We start from the raw sequence: 16,217 nt of genomic DNA, 5'->3' as shown, positions 1-16,217 counted from the left end.
TTAGCGCGGTGGTCCCACCTGACCCCATGCCGAACTCAGAAGTGAAACGCCGTAGCGCCGATGGTAGTGTGGGGTCTCCCCATGTGAGAGTAGGGAACTGCCAGGCATCAAATTAAGTAGTAAGCCGGTGCATAAATCCGGTGGTTACAAGCAGTCTTCGGTGGAGCGGTAGTTCAGTCGGTTAGAATACCTGCCTGTCACGCAGGGGGTCGCGGGTTCGAGTCCCGTCCGTTCCGCCACTTATTAAAAGCCCTGAGCTAACGCTCAGGGCTTTTTTCTTATCTGACGTTTAATTATTGCGAAATTAGCAAAAATCCTCTGCGTTTTGCGATCTTTTTCTCTATAACACCGCCAGCGATAATCTTCCTCAGTTTACGAACATAACGATTGAGGAATATTATGACTCTCCCTGCATTTGGTTTGGGCACTTTCCGCCTGAAAGACGACGTTGTTATCGCATCAGTTAAAACCGCACTCGAACTGGGCTATCGCGCAGTTGATACGGCACAGATCTATGAAAACGAAGCTGCCGTTGGACAAGCTCTCGAAGAGAGCGGTGTACCGCGTAATGAGCTGTTCATTACCACGAAAATCTGGATTGAGAATCTCAGCAAAGACAAGCTTATCCCTAGCCTGAAAGAGAGCCTGAAAAAACTGCGTACTGACTACGTCGATCTGACGCTGATCCACTGGCCATCACCAAACGATGCCGTCTCCGTGGAAGAATTCATGCAGGCGCTGCTGGAAGCGAAAAAGCAGGGCTTAACCCGCGAAATTGGGATCTCCAACTTCACCATTCCGCTGATGGAAAAAGCCATTGCTGCTGTTGGTGCAGAAAATATTGCGACCAACCAGATTGAACTGTCTCCATACCTGCAGAACCGCAAAGTCGTGGACTGGGCAAAACAGCACGGGATCCACATCACGTCATACATGACGCTGGCCTACGGTAAAGCGCTGAAAGATGAAGTGATTACGCGTATCGCTGAGAAACATAGCGCGACTGCCGCGCAGGTGATTCTGGCATGGGCAATGGGGGAAGGTTATGCCGTGATCCCATCATCAACTAAGCGTGAAAACCTGGCGAGCAACCTGTTAGCAACGGATCTTCAGCTGGATGCTGACGATAAAAAAGCGATCGCAGCCCTGGAGTGCAACGATCGCCTGGTCAGCCCAGAAGGCTTAGCGCCTCACTGGGACTGATATTAACCCCCTCTGTACTCTAAACCCTCATACAGCTCCTTCGGAGCTGTTTTTATATGTTCGCTCAGGAAGTCAATAAAGGCCCGTATGCGCGTGCTTACCGCTCTGTCACTGTAATACACTGCGCTAAAAGGCATCTCTACCGGCAGACGCTTATCGGCCATTAACTCCACAAGTTCACCGCGCGCAATTTCTTTATCAATCATGTAATCCGATAAACAGGCGATGCCATTCCCGGTAAGGCACAGCTGCTTCAACGTTTCCCCGCTGTTTGAGGATAATCCGCAGGTAATTTCATGAAGTTGACCATCATGACAGGCGACAGGCCAGGTGTTCAGTGACACCGGCTCCGTAAAGCCCAGACACAGATGCTGCTTCAGTTCTTCAACCGTCTCCGGTTTACCATGTTCAGCAATATACTCTGGTGATGCGATAATTTTGCGGTAGCTGGCAAACAGAGGGCGGGCACGCAAGCTTGAATCGGTCAGGGTTCCTGCCCGGATAGCCACATCCACTTTACGCTCGATGAGGTTGATAAACGTCTCTGAGGAGACCAGAGAGAGCGTCATCTCCGGATAACGTTCGCGGAAAGGTTTAATCAGCGGCATCAGAAAGTGAAGCACCACCGGCGTGGCCGCATCAATGCGCAGTAACCCACGCGGCGTGCTGCGGGTCTCCATAATCTCCGTCTCCGCTGCAGCCATCTCCTGCAGTACCGACTGCACGCGGCGAAAATAACGCTCTCCTTCTTCCGTCAGGCTCAGTTGACGCGTCGTTCGGTTGAGCAGACTCACCCCAAGCTTCATCTCCAGCTTTTTTACCGAGCGGCTGATGGCTGAGTTAGCCTGTCCCAGCTGTTCGGCCGCGCGGCTAAAGCTGCCGCTTTCAACGACGGCGACAAAGATTGTCAGCTCTTCTGACGTTGCTTTCATTGTTGCACCACCCGCAAAATTCTATTGATATTTTGACCATTTTTGTTATTTAAGCACTGGCGCATACTGCCTGTCATCTTAATCCTGTTGATACGGAGTATTTTATGCCACTGGCGCTTCTTGCCCTGACGATCAGTGCCTTTGCAATTGGCACGACCGAATTTGTTATCGTGGGGCTGGTTCCCACTATTGCTAACCAGCTTGCGATCTCGTTGCCCTCCGCCGGGCTGCTGGTGTCCATCTACGCCCTGGGCGTCGCCGTCGGTGCGCCCGTGCTGACGGCCCTGACCGGACGTTTTCCGCGTAAGCAGCTGTTAGTCGCGCTGATGGTGCTGTTCACCGCCGGCAACGTGTTGGCCTGGCAGGCACCGGACTACACCACGCTGGTCATCGCTCGTCTGTTGACCGGCCTTGCACACGGGGTGTTCTTCTCGATTGGTTCCACTATTGCAACCAGCCTGGTACCCAAGGAGAAAGCGGCGTCTGCCATTGCGATCATGTTCGGTGGGCTGACCGTCGCTCTCGTTACGGGCGTACCGCTGGGCACGTTTATCGGACAGCACTTCGGCTGGCGTGAAACGTTCCTGGCCGTCTCCTTACTGGGCGTCATTGCCCTGGTGACCAGCCTGCTGCTGGTACCGTCGAATATTCCTGGCCGGGCCAGCGCCAGCCTGCGCGATCAGCTGAAGGTGCTCACGCATCCGCGTTTGCTGATCATCTACGCGGTCACGGCACTGGGCTATGGCGGCGTATTCACCGCCTTCACCTTCCTTGCACCGATGATGCAGGACCTGGCAGGCTTCTCCCCCAATGCCGTGAGCTGGATTTTGCTGGGATACGGTATTTCCGTTGCGATTGGCAATATCTGGGGCGGCAAGCTTGCGGATAATCATGGTGCGGTACCGGCGCTGAAATTCATCTTCGCCGCCCTGGTTGTCCTGCTGATGATTTTCCAGTTCACGGCTTCGCTACACTACGCCGCGCTGGTCACGGTGCTGGTCATGGGGATCTTTGCCTTTGGTAATGTGCCCGGGCTTCAGGTTTACGTTGTCCAGAAAGCCGAGCTCTATACGCCCAATGCGGTGGATGTGGCATCGGGTCTGAACATTGCCGCATTTAATATCGGCATCGCGCTGGGCTCCATCATTGGCGGACAAACCGTAGCGCATGTTGGATTAACTCAGACCCCATGGATTGGCGCGGTGATTGTCCTGGTCGCCTTCCTGCTGATTGGTCTGAGTGGACGTCTTGATAAACCCGCTCGCGTCGCGCTGGGATAAAATCAGTAAGTGCTTGCTTACAAAACTGGAAAGCGGTTTCTCAGAAATTGCGTTGAAAGTATGACCTAAAGTCCCTATAACATTAGAACCAGTCCGTTTTCCGGGCTGGTTCATGTTACAGAGGCTGTTTCCAAAAGTGCGAAAAAATACCTATGCCATGCGTTATGTTGCCGGAATGCCCGCGGAGAGGATCTTGCCTCCGGGGTCATTTGCGAGCATAAGCCAGGCATTACCCGCCGGCACTCCGTTAAGCAGCGATGAAAAAATCCGTGTACTGGTGTGGAATATCTTTAAGCAGCAGCGTGCGGAGTGGTTATCGGTCCTCAAGAATTTTGGCAAAGATGCCCATCTGGTTCTGCTCCAGGAGGCGCAAACCACCCCTGAGCTGGTCCGGTTTGCCACCACGAACTATCTTGCCGCCGACCAGGTGCCTGCATTTGTTCTGCCACAACACCCCTCAGGCGTGATGACGCTTTCAGCAGCACATCCCGTCTATTGCTGTCCTCTGCGCGAACGTGAACCTATTCTGCGTCTGGCAAAATCGGCACTGGTGACGGTCTATCCGCTGCCGGATACCCGTATGTTGATGGTCGTGAACATCCATGCGGTCAATTTCAGCCTGGGCGTGGATGTCTACAGTAAGCAGTTACTTCCCATTGGCGATCAGATTGCGCATCACAGCGGGCCCATTATTATGGCGGGCGATTTCAATGCCTGGAGCCGTCCACGCATGAACGCGCTGTATCGCTTTGCGCGTGAAATGTCGCTGCGTGAAGTTCGTTTTAGCGATGACCAGCGCAAAAAAGCCTTTGGTCGTCCTCTCGACTTTGTCTTCTATCGTGGTTTGAGCGTGCATGACGCCTCTGTTCTGGTGACGCGCGCCTCGGATCATAACCCTCTACTAGTTGAATTCAGTCCCGGCAAACCTGATAAATAATGGTGTGTCAGGTCTGCCGTGGGGCAGGCCTGCGCGGGTGCTGCCCTTTATTTTCCACTCACAAAGGACAGTACGATGACAACAACACACTCCCATCATGACAACGTAGAAAAACAGTTTGGTTCTCAGGCAAATGCCTATCTGAGCAGCGCCGTGCATGCTTCTGGCCGCGATCTGGTGCGTCTCGGTGAACGTCTGGCGGCATTCCCGCAGGCCCACGTGCTGGATTTAGGCTGCGGGGCAGGGCATGCCAGCTTTACGGCTGCACAGCATGTCGCGCACGTTACCGCGTATGACTTATCAAGCCAGATGCTGGACGTCGTTGCCGAGGCGGCGAAAGCTAAGGGGCTGGACAACATTGATACGCGTCAGGGCTATGCCGAATCATTACCTTTTGATGATGCGTCGTTTGAGGTGGTGATCAGCCGTTACTCCGCGCACCACTGGCATGATGTTGGCCAGGCATTACGCGAAGTCAGACGTGTTCTGAAGCCGGGTGGCATCTTCATTATTATGGATGTGATGTCCCCTGGACATCCGGTACGCAATATCTGGCTGCAGACGGTCGAAGCGCTGCGCGATACCTCGCACGTGCAAAACTACGCCGGCGGAGAGTGGTTGTCATTTATCACTGAAGCGGGGCTGATCGCGCGTGCGTTGATTACAGACCGCTTACCGCTTGAGTTCAGCTCGTGGATCGCGCGTATGCGCACCCCGGAAGCATTAAGCCAGGCAATCAGGCTGTATCAGGAGAGTGCGTCCGCAGAGGTAAAGGCATACTTTGAACTGCAGGACGATGGCTCGTTTACCAGCGATACCATCATGGCTGAAGCGCAAAAAGCGGGATAAACAAAAAAGGCACCGAGGGGAATCGGTGCCTTTTTATCTTTCGATCGTGCTATCAGGAGTCTGGCGTCGCGCTGTTCTTCACAAACAGCGTCAGCTGGTCGCCAGGTTTCAGATTGTCAGTATCATTGTTCCAGCGCATCACATCCTTGATGTTCACGCCGTGTCGTTTTGCGATACTGGACAGTGAATCGCCCTTGCGCACGCGATAGGTAATGCTATCACTGTTGCTGGCGAGACGCTGTGCGCTGCTACCTGCACCTACCGTCAGAGTCTGACCCACTTTCAGGCCTGAACTGCGCAGGTTATTCCACTGCTGCAGATCTTTTGCATTCACGCCAAGACGTGACGCAATGCCCGAAAGCGTATCACCTGAACGAACCTTATAACTACGGCTGTTAACTGATGAGACATCCGCGATCAGCGTTGACTGAACGGCGGCGATTTCACCCGAAGCTAAAGACTCACGTAACTGCTCAGCATGTTTCTGCGGAACCATTACATACTGCGGGCCACTTGCCCCCAGGGTTGAGCCTTTAACGCCAGCATTAAAGGTTTTCAATTTACTTACCGACATACCCGTCATATCAGCAACCTGTTGAATATCAACCGGATTGCTGAGGCGAACACGCGCCAGTGCACGACTTTCGTCTGGTGTTGGCAGTTGTACACCGTAACGCTTGCTGTTCTTGAGAATATCGCTCAATGCCAGCATTTTCGGTACGTAAATCTTTGTTTCCTGTGGCAGTGAGAGCGACCAAAAATCGGTGGATTTACCCCGTGCTTTATTCGCTTTCATTGCCTTCAGTACACGACCTTCGCCGCTATTGTACGCTGCGACCGTTAACAGCCAGTCACCGTCAAACATCTTGTTCAGACGTTGCATCATGTCGAGAGCGGCTGTCGTTGAAGCGACAACATCGCGACGCGCATCATAGTTGCGGGTCTGTTTCAGACCATAGTTTCGCCCGGTGCTCGGAATGATCTGCCAAATGCCTGCGGCATTGGCGCCAGACGTCGCGTGTGGGTCAAAAGCGCTCTCCACTATGGGTAGGAGTACCAGCTCCATAGGCATGTTACGTTTCTTAACTTGCCCGGCTATCCAGTACATATACGGCTCTGCCCGTAACGTTACATCGTGGAGATAGCTCTTATTACTTAAATACTTCTGTTTCTGTTCGCGAATCCGGGTATTTTCCGGAATTCCCATCTTTAGCTCGTCGCCAATAGAGGTCCACAAGTCTTGATCCTGCGCGAAAGATGTTCCATCGTCCATCCAGCGCGCCGAACTTGCAAACTTCCCTGCTTCCCCTTGACCAGCTGCAGAAAGGCTCTGTGCGTGCTGTTGTACGTTGCTGCCGTTCTGCGACTGGCAACCTACAAGCAGGACAGAGGCGAGTAATATCGCTTTTGCCTTCATGTGTGTGTCAATAGTTGCTTAAAAGACGAGCGATAATAACGGCGAAATTTTGAAAAGGCAACCCGCAATTATCTGAAGTTATCTTTCTTTGACCTTAACCATGCAAATCGCTGTTCTGGTTGTTGCAAATTTGTTTCTTGGTTAATTTTATTAATTAAATCAAGATCATCTGTTCGTAAAAATAAATTAATTTGGCGCTCATTTTTCAGAATTACGGGTAGTGTTTTTTGGTCTTTTGCACGTAACTCCTTCACTTTGTGATAATAATCCTGAATCGCCCGATCCTCGGGTAAGAGGCTCACGGCAAACTTCATATTTCCTAATGTATACTCATGGGCGCAACAAATAATGGTGTCATCGGGTAACGCATTAATCTTCTGTAAAGACTGGTGCATTTGAGCTGGCGTGCCTTCAAACAGTCTTCCGCAGCCTCCGGAGAACAACGTGTCGCCGCAAAAAAGATAAGGTTTACTGTAGAAACACAGATGTCCCAAAGTGTGACCTGGTGTAGCAAATACGGAAAACTCCCACTCGCGTATGAGGATAGTTTCGCCTTCTTCGACTACTTGCGTGACGCCCTTATCTTGTGCCTCCGCCGGTCCGTAAACCACCAGATGCGGAAAATGAGCGCGCAGTTCAGGCACGCCGCCAGTATGATCGTGATGGTGATGCGTCAACAGAATGGCTTCCGGCTGCCAGCCGTTCTCTTTTATTGCGCGCAGAACGGGGGAGGATTCTCCGGGATCGACAATGACGCATCGGCGATCGTCGTTAACCAAAACCCAGATGTAATTGTCCTCAAAGGCTGGAATACTGATAAGATTCATACATTACCTCTTATAGCGTGGCGGGTGTTTTGATGAAACCGGCAAGGATACCTCAGACTGTCGCAGCACCGGAACGTTGGGCGGAATTGCCCTGGGGTGAATACTATCGCGAAGCGTTAGAACAACAGCTGAAGCCCTGGCTGGCGAAAATGTATGGCTTTCACCTGCTTAAGATTGGCAATCTCAGCGCGGAAATCAATACCGAAAGCTGCGCTATCTCGCATCAGGTCAACGTCTCTCTCGGTGGAGCGCCGGTTCAGGTGAAAGCAGACCCGTTGCATCTGCCGTTTGCAGAGAAATCCGTTGATGCCTGTTTGCTCGCCCACACGCTGCCCTGGTGCAGCGATCCGCATCGTCTGCTTCGCGAAGCCGATCGCGTGCTGATTGATGACGGCTGGCTGGTACTGAGCGGATTTAATCCGCTAAGCCTGATGGGCCTGCGTAAGCTGGTACCGGTACTACGCCGGGCCCCACCTTACAACAGCCGGATGTTCACCATGATGCGCCAGCTCGACTGGCTTTCGCTGCTGAACTTTGAAGTGCTCTGCTACGGTGGTTTTCAGGTGCTGCCCTGGGCGCGGCAGGGGGGCGTTGTACTGAGTACCCACCTCCCCGCGTTGGGCTGTTTGCAGTTTATCGTCGCGCGTAAGCGAACCATTCCCCTTACGCTTAACCCCATGAAGCAGAGCAAGTCGAAAACGCCCATCCGCCAGACCGTCGGTGCCACGCGGCAGTACAAAAAAACCGATTAAACGTCGGGCTGATAGCCCGCATCTTCATGAGCGGGATTGGATGCCGCAGCACGCGCCAGTTCGTCGCAGCGTTCGTTTTCCGGGTGGCCTGCGTGGCCTTTAACCCACTCCCACTTAATCTGGTGCTGGCCCAGCGCAGCATCAAGACGTTTCCAGAGATCGACGTTCTTGACCGGTTTCTTATCGGCGGTTTTCCAGCCGCGTTTTTTCCAGTTGTGGATCCACTGGGTAATCCCCTGGCGCACGTACTGACTGTCGGTGCTTAACACCACGTCACAATGTTCTTTTAATGCCTCCAGCGCCACGATGGCCGCCATCAACTCCATCCGGTTGTTGGTGGTCAGAAAATAGCCTTCGCTAAAAGTTTTTTCGTGCTGGCGATAGCGCATAATCGCGCCGTAACCGCCGGGTCCTGGGTTACCGAGACAAGATCCATCGGTGAAAATTTCTACCTGTTTACGCATCTCTGGTAGACTTCCTGTATTCGAAACGTTCAGTAAAACGATAAGTCTGACATAAATGACCGCTATGAGCACTGCAATTACTCGCCAGATTGTCCTCGATACCGAAACCACCGGTATGAACCAGATCGGCGCGCACTACGAAGGGCATAAGATCATCGAGATCGGCGCCGTTGAAGTGGTGAACCGTCGTCTTACGGGGAACAACTTCCACGTCTACCTCAAACCCGATCGGCTGGTGGATCCGGAAGCGTTCGGCGTTCACGGGATTGCCGATGAGTTCTTGCTGGATAAGCCGACGTTTGCGGATGTCGCTGACGAGTTCCTGGAATATATCAAGGGTGCCGAGCTTGTCATCCATAACGCCTCGTTCGATATCGGCTTTATGGATTATGAATTCAGCAAGCTTAATCGTGATATCCCGAAGACGAACACCTTCTGTAAGGTGACGGACAGCCTGGCGCTGGCAAGGAAGATGTTTCCCGGCAAGCGTAACAGCCTGGATGCGCTCTGCTCGCGCTACGAGATAGACAATACCAAACGAACGCTCCACGGGGCGTTGCTTGATGCCCAGATCCTGGCGGATGTCTATCTGACGATGACCGGCGGGCAGACCTCAATGAAGTTCAGTATGGAAAATGAATCCCAGCAGACGCAAGGCGAAGCGGGCATTCAGCGTGTTGTCCGTCAGGCAAGCCGGTTGCGGGTTGTTTTAGCCAGTGATGAAGAGCTTCATAACCACGAATCCCGGCTTGATCTGGTCCAGAAGAAGGGCGGTAGCTGTATGTGGCGCGCCTGAAAAAACGCCGGAATGCCTGTAAAATCATCGTTTGGGCGATTTTTGCAGCAAACGATTCAAAACGCGAGAAAAAGCGTTGACGAGATCGGAGGCGCACCGTAATATGCGCCTCGTTCCCCAAACGGGAACAGTGGAGCGGTAGTTCAGTCGGTTAGAATACCTGCCTGTCACGCAGGGGGTCGCGGGTTCGAGTCCCGTCCGTTCCGCCACTATTCAGAAGGCCTGAATCAGAAATGATTCAGGCCTTCGTCGTTTCAGCATTCTGTAATCTCATCCCCTCAACTATCGTTAACAAAAAGTTAATATCTATGGTGCAATTAATTAACAATTGCACAAATATAGTGCGTTATCTGCACTGATATTGTGCAATTAACCACCGAACCTCCTTTCAGACCTCAGTCAGAATGTGTCTTAGTGTAAAAATAATTCACGCAGAATCATTTGGTTATCTCCCGCTTTCCAAAAAAACACCGAACCAATTGCGTATTGGTTTGGTTATTGCTTAATCATTAGCACGATAAGCTTCATTTCATATCAATAACTTATCGTTAATAAAAATAAAATTATGATGAAAGCGAGCGAACCAATATGGAAAAACCGTCACGGTTTCTGGCCAATTCCAGCACCGCGCTTGAGCAGCTGCGCGGGCTAATCAACCAGCATGAGTCAACACCAGGCATACCGCTGCCCACGGAACGTGAGCTGTCGGACACTCTCGGCGTAGGGCGACGTGAAGTGCGTCGTGCGCTGGACGTGCTGGAAGAAGAGGGGCGCATCTGGCGTAAGCAGGGCAAAGGGACCTTTATTGGTCCGGCGGCACCTGTTGAACCGCTGGCCCTTCAGGGATTGGTTCAGCAGACCAACCTTCTGGAAGTGATGGAAGCTCGTCTACAGCTCGAACCCGGCTTAGCCCGGCTTGCGGCACTGCGTGCCACCAGGGAAAACCTCGCGCTCATGCAGCGCATGCTGGAACGCATCGATAAGGTCAGCCCGGATGACCGCGATCTCAACGAACTGTGGGATAGCGCCTTTCACCGTGCGATTGCCGAGGCGGCGGGCAACCGCCTGATGCTCGGCCTGTTTGATGCCATTGATGCCGTGCGGCGTGAACCGGGCTGGCAGCATCTGCGCGAGCTGGCTCGCACCCCCGAACGTGTCGACAGCTATAACGACCACCACCATAAGATCATGGCTGCGATTATCCATCGCCAGCCTAATGAAGCCGCGGCCGCCATGCGCGAACACCTGCTCAGCCTGCAAACCGCCCTGATTCAGGCGATCCACCTCGAGGACGACTTCACGCCATGACGACAATACCCTTTAAGGACGCCACGCCTGTATTGCGAGTGCAAAACCTCAACGTTACGTTTGCTGGCTCGCCGGTTAGCGTGCTTGATGGTATTTCTCTGACCGTCAGGGCGGGCGAAACGCTCGCGCTGGTGGGGGAGTCCGGCTGCGGGAAAAGTATCACCTCACTGGCGCTGATGGGGTTACTGCCTGCCAGCGCGCGGATCGTCAGCGGGGAGATGCAGTTTCGCCGCCACGACCTGCTAAAGCTCTCACCGCGGGAATATGCCGATCTGCGCGGCAGCGAGCTGGCGATGATTTTTCAGGAGCCGATGACCTCGCTCAATCCGGCGTTTACGCTGGGCGATCAGCTTAGCGAAGCGGTTATGCGACACCAGAACGTCTCGCGTGCAGGGGCGATGAAGGCCGCGCTGCAGATCCTCGAGAAGGTGCAGATCCCGGCGGCTGAGATGCGCCTGAAAGCGTATCCCCACCAGCTTTCCGGCGGCATGCGCCAGCGCGTGATGATTGCGATGGCGCTGATTAACCGTCCCAAACTGCTGATTGCTGACGAGCCCACCACCGCGCTCGACGTCACCATCCAGGCGCAAATCCTTGCCTTGCTCAACGCCTTAAAAGAGGAAACCGGCACGGCAGTGCTGATGATCACCCACGATTTAGGCGTGGTGGCAGAAGTCGCCCAGCAGGTAGCGGTGATGTATGCCGGGCAGGTGGTGGAGCAGGGGAGCGTGGAGGCCATCTTTGCCGACCCGCAGCACCCGTACACCATCGGCCTGATGGGCTCGATCCCCTCGCTGGGGGCACGCAAGGGCCAGCTCTCCACCATTCCCGGCGCGGTCCCGCTCCCGGAATCCATGCCGAAAGGCTGTCGTTTCGCGACGCGCTGCCCGTTTGCGCAGACCCGCTGCCACGCTGAAAAACCGCAGCTCACCACGCTCGGCGCGGGCCATCAGGTCGCCTGCTTCCGCGTGCCGCTCGAACAGCACATTGCCCTGGGAGAAATCGCATGACCACGCCCATTCTTGAAGCCCGTGACCTCAGCAAGCTTTTCCCCGGCCCCAAAAAGCTCTTTACTCCGGCACGGTTTGTCACGGCGGTCGATCGCGTTTCGCTTGCTGTGATGCCGGGCGAAACGCTGGCGATCGTCGGCGAGTCCGGTTCCGGAAAATCCACGCTTGGCCGTCTGCTGCTGCGCCTGCTGGCCGCCAGCGAAGGGCGCGTGTTTTACCAGGGGGAAGAGATCACGCATGCCTCGGGGGCGCGCCTCAATCAGCTCCGGCGCGAGCTGCAGATCATCTTTCAGGATCCCTTCGCCTCGCTCAACCCGCGCATGACGGTGGAGCAGATCGTCGGCGAGCCGCTGTGGCTGCATCAGAACATGAAAAAAGCGGATCGCCAGTACCGCGTTGCCGAGTTGCTCAAGACTGTAGGCCTGCCCGCCGCCTGGGCCGGCCGATATCCGCACGAGTTTTCCGGCGGGCAGCGCCAGCGTATCGGCATTGCGCGCGCGCTGGCCTCGGGACCGAAGCTGCTGCTGGGTGATGAGCCGGTATCCGCGCTGGACGTCTCCGTTCAGGCGCAGGTGGTCAACCTGCTGGAAAGCCTGAAGCACCAGCTGGGGCTGACGATGGTGATTGTCGCCCACGGCCTGGCGGTGATCCGCCATATGAGCGACCGCGTGGCGGTCATGTATCTTGGGCAAATCGTCGAGCTTGCCACCGTGGATGAGATTTTTGACGCGCCGCTGCATCCCTATACCCAGGCGCTGATCGCCTCGGCGCCGCAGATGCAGCCGGGCATTGAGCGAGATGCGCCGCTGCTGCAGGGGGATCTGCCCAACCCAGCCAGCCCGCCGTCCGGCTGTCGTTTCCACACCCGCTGCCCGTACGTCACCGACGAATGCCGTCAGGTCGAGCCGATCAATCAGGTGCTCGACGGCGGGCGTCAGGTTGCCTGCCACCGCTGGCAGGAGATCAACCGCGATCGCAGCGTTATCCAGATTGCACCGCCATCCGCCGCTTTTCTGCGCCGCCGCGCGCTGTTTGAACACGCGGCCACTCACTCGCCCCTTCCTCCAAGGAACTCATGATAATGACAATGCGTAATTCTCTTTTGACCGTACTGGGAAGTGTTATGTTGCTTGGCGCGGCGCTGCCCGCCCATTCTGAAAGCGTGCTGCGAATCGGCTTGGGCGCTGACCCGGACATGCTCGACCCGCACCTGGCGCGCACCTACTATGGCCGCTTCGTGTTTGCCTCCCTGTGCGACAGGCTGGTGGACGTGGATGAAAATCTGAAGGTTGTTCCCGGTCTGGCTAAAGACTGGGCGTGGAGTGAGGACGGTAAAACCCTAACGCTCAATCTGCGCGAAGGCGTCACCTTCCACGACGGTGAGAAATTCGATGCAGCCGCGGCAAAATACAACCTCGACCGCGCCCTTACCCTGAAAGGCTCCCTGCGTAAGAGCGAGATCTCCTCCGTTGAATCGGTCGAGGTCACCGGCCCGATGCAGATTGCGCTGCACCTGAAGACCCCCGATGCCGCGCTGCTGATGCAGCTCACCGACCGCGCGGGCGCGATGATGGCCCCCGAGGCGGCGAAAAAGCCTGACTTTGCCGCCCATCCGGTCTGCTCCGGCCCGTATAAATTCGACAGCCGCGTGTCCCAGGACCGCATCGTCCTGACCCGCTTCGACAACTACTGGAACAGAGACGCCTACCACTTCGACAAAATCATCTATTTGCCGATCCCGGATGCCTCCGTGCGTCTGGCGAACCTGCGTGCGGGCGATCTCGACCTGACCGAAGGCATCGCCGCCAGCGATGTGAAAACCGTCGAGGCTGACAGCAAGCTGGCGCTGGCGAAGGTAACGGGCCTGGGCTATCAGGGCATCACCTTTAACATCAACAACGGCAAGGTGCCGGCGAACGATCCGTTTAAGGATGCCCGCGTGCGCGAGGCCTTCTCGCAGGCTATCGACCGCGATGCGCTAAACCAGGTGGTCTTTGAAGGGCTCTACACCCCGGCCAACCAGGCGTTTTCACCGGTCAGCCCGTATCACGTCAACCTGCCGGTCCCGCCGCGTGACGTCGACAAAGCCAAAGCGCTGCTGAAAGCCGCCGGTGTGACCACGCCGCTGACCGTCAACCTGCTGGTGCCGAACAACCCTACCTCGCAGCAGGTGGGACAGGTGCTGCAGGCGATGGTGGCCGAGGCGGGCTTCACCCTGAACCTGCAGATGACCGAATTTGCCACGCTGCTGGATCGCCAGCAGAGCGGAGACTATCAGCTGAGCTTCTCCGGCTGGTCGGGACGCCCGGATCCGGACGGCAGTATCTACGGCTTTATCAACAGTAAAGGCACCCTGAACGACGGCCGCTACAGCAACGCGCAGGTTGACGAATGGCTGACCCAGGCACGCCAGAGCACCGACCAGGCCGCGCGCCAGCCGCTGTACGACAAGGTGGTGAAGCAGCTGCAAACCGACATGCCTATTGCCTACCTCTACTTCGAGCCGCGCATTTTTGGCCTGAATAAAAGCGTGCAGGGCTTTAAGCCTTACCCGGACGGCATCGTGCGTCTGGCGGGTTTGACGCTGGCGAAATAACCGTCCTGAGGAGAGCCCATGCTGGAACTGATTTGCAAACGTCTGCTGCTGGCCGTCCCGACGCTATTGCTGGTGAGCATGATGGTGTTCGGGCTGCAAAAGCTGCTGCCCGGCGACCCGCTGATCGCCATGGCCGGCGAGGAGCGCGATCCGGCGGTCATCGCTCAGCTGCGTGCGGAGCTGAACCTCGATGCGCCGATCCCCGTGCAGTATTTCCACTGGCTGACGCGGGCGCTGCAGGGTGATCTGGGCGTCTCCTTACGCACGCACGAGCCGGTGACGCAGCTGATTGCCAGCAAGCTGCCGGTCACGCTGGAGCTGTCGCTGCTGGCGATGATTATCGCGCTGGTGTTTGGCATCAGCATGGGGATCCTCGCGGCGGTGAACAAAAACAGCTGGGTCGATCACGGGGCGAACTTAGTGGCGATCTCGGGGATCTCGATCCCGCACTTCTGGCTGGGGATCCTGCTGATTCTGGTTTTTTCGGTGAACCTGCAGTGGCTACCCGCCTCCGGCTACGTGCCGTTCAGTGAAGATCCGATCCAGAACCTGCGTACGCTGCTGCTGCCCGCGTCCGTTCTCGGAACGGGCCTCGCGGCAACGCTGATGCGCCACACCCGCGCCTCGATGATTGCGGTGCTAAAGGCGGATTACATCCGCACCGCGCGCGCTAAGGGGCTGCTGCCGAAGGCGGTGATCTTAAAGCACGCGTTTCGCAACGCGCTGGTGCCGGTGATTACCCTCACCACGCTGCTGTTTGGCGAGCTGCTGGGCGGCGCGGTGCTGACCGAACAGGTTTTCACCATTCCGGGCTTCGGCAAGATGATCGTCGACTCGGTATTTAACCGTGACTACGCGGTGGTGCAGGGCGTGGTGCTGATCGTGGCAATCGGCTTCCTGATGCTCAACCTGCTGGCCGACGTGCTCTACGTCCTTATCAACCCGAAAATGCGAGGTTAACCATGGCGGAACTGACGACGCAAACCGTTACGCCCGCGCTGCCGCGCGCGCAGAACCGGGTACTGAAGAAATTCCTCGGCAATAAAAGCGCGGTCATTGGCGCGGTGGCGGTGGGGTTCTTTGTGCTGGTGGCGCTGCTGGCGCCGTGGATCGCCCCGTTCGATCCGGTGAAAGCCAACTTCCTGGCGGTGCGCAAAGCGCCGTCGGCGATGTACTGGTTCGGCACCGACGAGCTGGGGCGCGACATCTTATCCCGCATTATCTGGGGGGCTCGCACCTCGCTGATGGCGGGCTGTATGTCGGTGGTGATTGCGGTGGTTATCGGCGTGCCGCTGGGGCTGGTGGCGGGCTACTTCCAGAAGATGTGGGACGGCGTGATCTCGCGCTTTATCGAGGCGCTGCTGGCCTGTCCGTTCCTGATCATGGCGATCGCGCTGGGGGCATTTTTGAGCCCAAGCCTGACCAACGCGATGATCGCCATCGGCCTTTCGGCGATGCCGATCTTCGCCCGCCTGACGCGCGGCCAGGTAATCGCCATTCGCAACGAAGAGTATATCGACGGCGCGCGGGCGATTGGCCTGCCGGATCGCTGGATCATCATTAAATACGTCCTGCCCAACGTGATGTCGCCGATCCTGGTGCAGGCCACGCTGGCCATTGCCTCGGCGATTATCGCTGAAGCCAGCCTGTCGTTTTTGGGGCTGGGGCAGCAGCCGCCCAATCCGTCCTGGGGGTCCATGCTTAACACCGCGAAAGGGTTTCTTGAGCAGGCCCCGTGGATGTCCATTTTCCCCGGCGTGGCGATTTTTCTTGCCGTGCAGGGCTTTAATTTACTCGGCGACGGGCTGCGCGATGCGCTCGATCCGCGCCATGACTAAGGAGTCAT

Annotated in this window: 16 protein-coding genes, 2 tRNA genes and 1 rRNA gene; 15 read left to right on the top strand and 4 right to left on the bottom strand. The window is 56.0% G+C overall.

What is annotated here, in order from left to right:
* The 3 genes from rrf to dkgB form a co-directional block, all read left to right on the top strand.
* Positions 1 to 106, top strand: a 5S ribosomal RNA gene (gene rrf, locus ACDO57_RS13640); the annotation flags it as partial.
* Positions 107 to 162: 56 nt separating this feature from the next.
* Positions 163 to 239 (top strand) — tRNA-Asp (locus ACDO57_RS13635).
* A 160-nt stretch (positions 240 to 399) separates the two neighbouring features.
* The gene (gene dkgB / locus ACDO57_RS13630) at positions 400 to 1,203 is read left to right on the top strand and encodes a 2,5-didehydrogluconate reductase DkgB (protein WP_048990301.1); all 804 of its coding nucleotides are present in this window, start codon (positions 400 to 402) and stop codon (positions 1,201 to 1,203) included.
* A 2-nt stretch (positions 1,204 to 1,205) separates the two neighbouring features.
* Here dkgB and yafC read toward each other — a convergent pair whose 3' ends face one another.
* Positions 1,206 to 2,135 (bottom strand): DNA-binding transcriptional regulator YafC, encoded by a 930-nt coding sequence (yafC, locus tag ACDO57_RS13625; RefSeq protein ID WP_370884103.1) that lies wholly within the window; start codon positions 2,133 to 2,135, stop codon positions 1,206 to 1,208.
* A gap of 104 nt (positions 2,136 to 2,239) precedes the next feature.
* Between yafC and ACDO57_RS13620 the strand changes: the two genes are divergently transcribed.
* From ACDO57_RS13620 to ACDO57_RS13610, 3 genes are all read left to right on the top strand, one after another.
* Complete coding sequence (locus ACDO57_RS13620) at positions 2,240 to 3,415, top strand: MFS transporter (RefSeq protein WP_208763514.1); 1,176 nt, start codon at positions 2,240 to 2,242, stop codon at positions 3,413 to 3,415.
* A gap of 136 nt (positions 3,416 to 3,551) precedes the next feature.
* Positions 3,552 to 4,352 carry an endonuclease/exonuclease/phosphatase family protein gene (locus ACDO57_RS13615; RefSeq protein WP_024909448.1) on the top strand — a complete coding sequence of 267 codons (801 nt, stop codon included), beginning with the start codon at positions 3,552 to 3,554 and terminating at the stop codon, positions 4,350 to 4,352.
* A 75-nt stretch (positions 4,353 to 4,427) separates the two neighbouring features.
* Positions 4,428 to 5,201 carry a class I SAM-dependent methyltransferase gene (locus ACDO57_RS13610; RefSeq protein ID WP_048990296.1) on the top strand — a complete coding sequence of 258 codons (774 nt, stop codon included), beginning with the start codon at positions 4,428 to 4,430 and terminating at the stop codon, positions 5,199 to 5,201.
* 52 nt (positions 5,202 to 5,253) lie between these two features.
* Here the strand turns inward: ACDO57_RS13610 and mltD are convergent, their stop codons facing one another.
* Complete coding sequence (gene mltD, locus ACDO57_RS13605) at positions 5,254 to 6,618, bottom strand: murein transglycosylase D (protein ID WP_032645479.1); 1,365 nt, start codon at positions 6,616 to 6,618, stop codon at positions 5,254 to 5,256.
* A gap of 68 nt (positions 6,619 to 6,686) precedes the next feature.
* The gene (gloB, locus tag ACDO57_RS13600; protein ID WP_248163432.1) at positions 6,687 to 7,445 is read right to left on the bottom strand and encodes a hydroxyacylglutathione hydrolase; all 759 of its coding nucleotides are present in this window, start codon (positions 7,443 to 7,445) and stop codon (positions 6,687 to 6,689) included.
* 32 nt (positions 7,446 to 7,477) lie between these two features.
* On the opposite strand from gloB, the gene ACDO57_RS13595 reads away from it, so the two are divergent.
* Entirely contained in the window at positions 7,478 to 8,197 is a 720-nt protein-coding gene (locus tag ACDO57_RS13595) for a class I SAM-dependent methyltransferase (RefSeq protein WP_024909452.1), read from the top strand.
* Here the strand turns inward: ACDO57_RS13595 and rnhA are convergent.
* Positions 8,194 to 8,772 carry a ribonuclease HI gene (rnhA, locus tag ACDO57_RS13590; protein WP_175557791.1) on the bottom strand — a complete coding sequence of 193 codons (579 nt, stop codon included), beginning with the start codon at positions 8,770 to 8,772 and terminating at the stop codon, positions 8,194 to 8,196. The genes ACDO57_RS13595 and rnhA overlap by 4 nt on opposite strands.
* On the opposite strand from rnhA, the gene dnaQ reads away from it, so the two are divergent.
* From dnaQ to ACDO57_RS13550, 8 genes are all read left to right on the top strand, one after another.
* A complete protein-coding gene (gene dnaQ, locus ACDO57_RS13585; protein WP_055726119.1) occupies positions 8,726 to 9,457 on the top strand; it encodes a DNA polymerase III subunit epsilon in 732 nt (243 codons plus the stop codon). The genes rnhA and dnaQ overlap by 47 nt on opposite strands.
* A 132-nt stretch (positions 9,458 to 9,589) precedes the next feature.
* Positions 9,590 to 9,666, top strand: a tRNA-Asp gene (locus ACDO57_RS13580).
* Between the two features lie 379 nt (positions 9,667 to 10,045).
* Positions 10,046 to 10,765, top strand: coding sequence for a FadR/GntR family transcriptional regulator (locus ACDO57_RS13575; RefSeq protein ID WP_024909454.1), 720 nt, complete (start codon positions 10,046 to 10,048; stop codon positions 10,763 to 10,765).
* Positions 10,762 to 11,775, top strand: coding sequence for an ABC transporter ATP-binding protein (locus ACDO57_RS13570; RefSeq protein ID WP_048990097.1), 1,014 nt, complete (start codon positions 10,762 to 10,764; stop codon positions 11,773 to 11,775). Before ACDO57_RS13575 ends, ACDO57_RS13570 begins: the two co-directional genes overlap by 4 nt.
* A complete protein-coding gene (locus ACDO57_RS13565; protein ID WP_267214416.1) occupies positions 11,772 to 12,854 on the top strand; it encodes an ABC transporter ATP-binding protein in 1,083 nt (360 codons plus the stop codon). Before ACDO57_RS13570 ends, ACDO57_RS13565 begins: the two co-directional genes overlap by 4 nt.
* Before the next feature lie 2 nt (positions 12,855 to 12,856).
* A complete protein-coding gene (locus ACDO57_RS13560; protein ID WP_370884102.1) occupies positions 12,857 to 14,371 on the top strand; it encodes an ABC transporter substrate-binding protein in 1,515 nt (504 codons plus the stop codon).
* An 18-nt stretch (positions 14,372 to 14,389) separates the two neighbouring features.
* The gene (locus ACDO57_RS13555; protein WP_370884101.1) at positions 14,390 to 15,331 is read left to right on the top strand and encodes an ABC transporter permease; all 942 of its coding nucleotides are present in this window, start codon (positions 14,390 to 14,392) and stop codon (positions 15,329 to 15,331) included.
* 2 nt (positions 15,332 to 15,333) lie between these two features.
* Entirely contained in the window at positions 15,334 to 16,209 is an 876-nt protein-coding gene (locus ACDO57_RS13550; RefSeq protein WP_370884100.1) for an ABC transporter permease, read from the top strand.
* Positions 16,210 to 16,217: the final 8 nt, after the last annotated feature.

The organism is Enterobacter cloacae complex sp. 2015409 (assembly GCF_041365315.1).
GTDB classification, from domain to species: Bacteria; Pseudomonadota; Gammaproteobacteria; order Enterobacterales; family Enterobacteriaceae; genus Enterobacter; species Enterobacter pseudoroggenkampii.
Note: the sequence above shows the minus strand (reverse complement) of the source record. Positions and strands in the feature narration are given on the sequence as shown.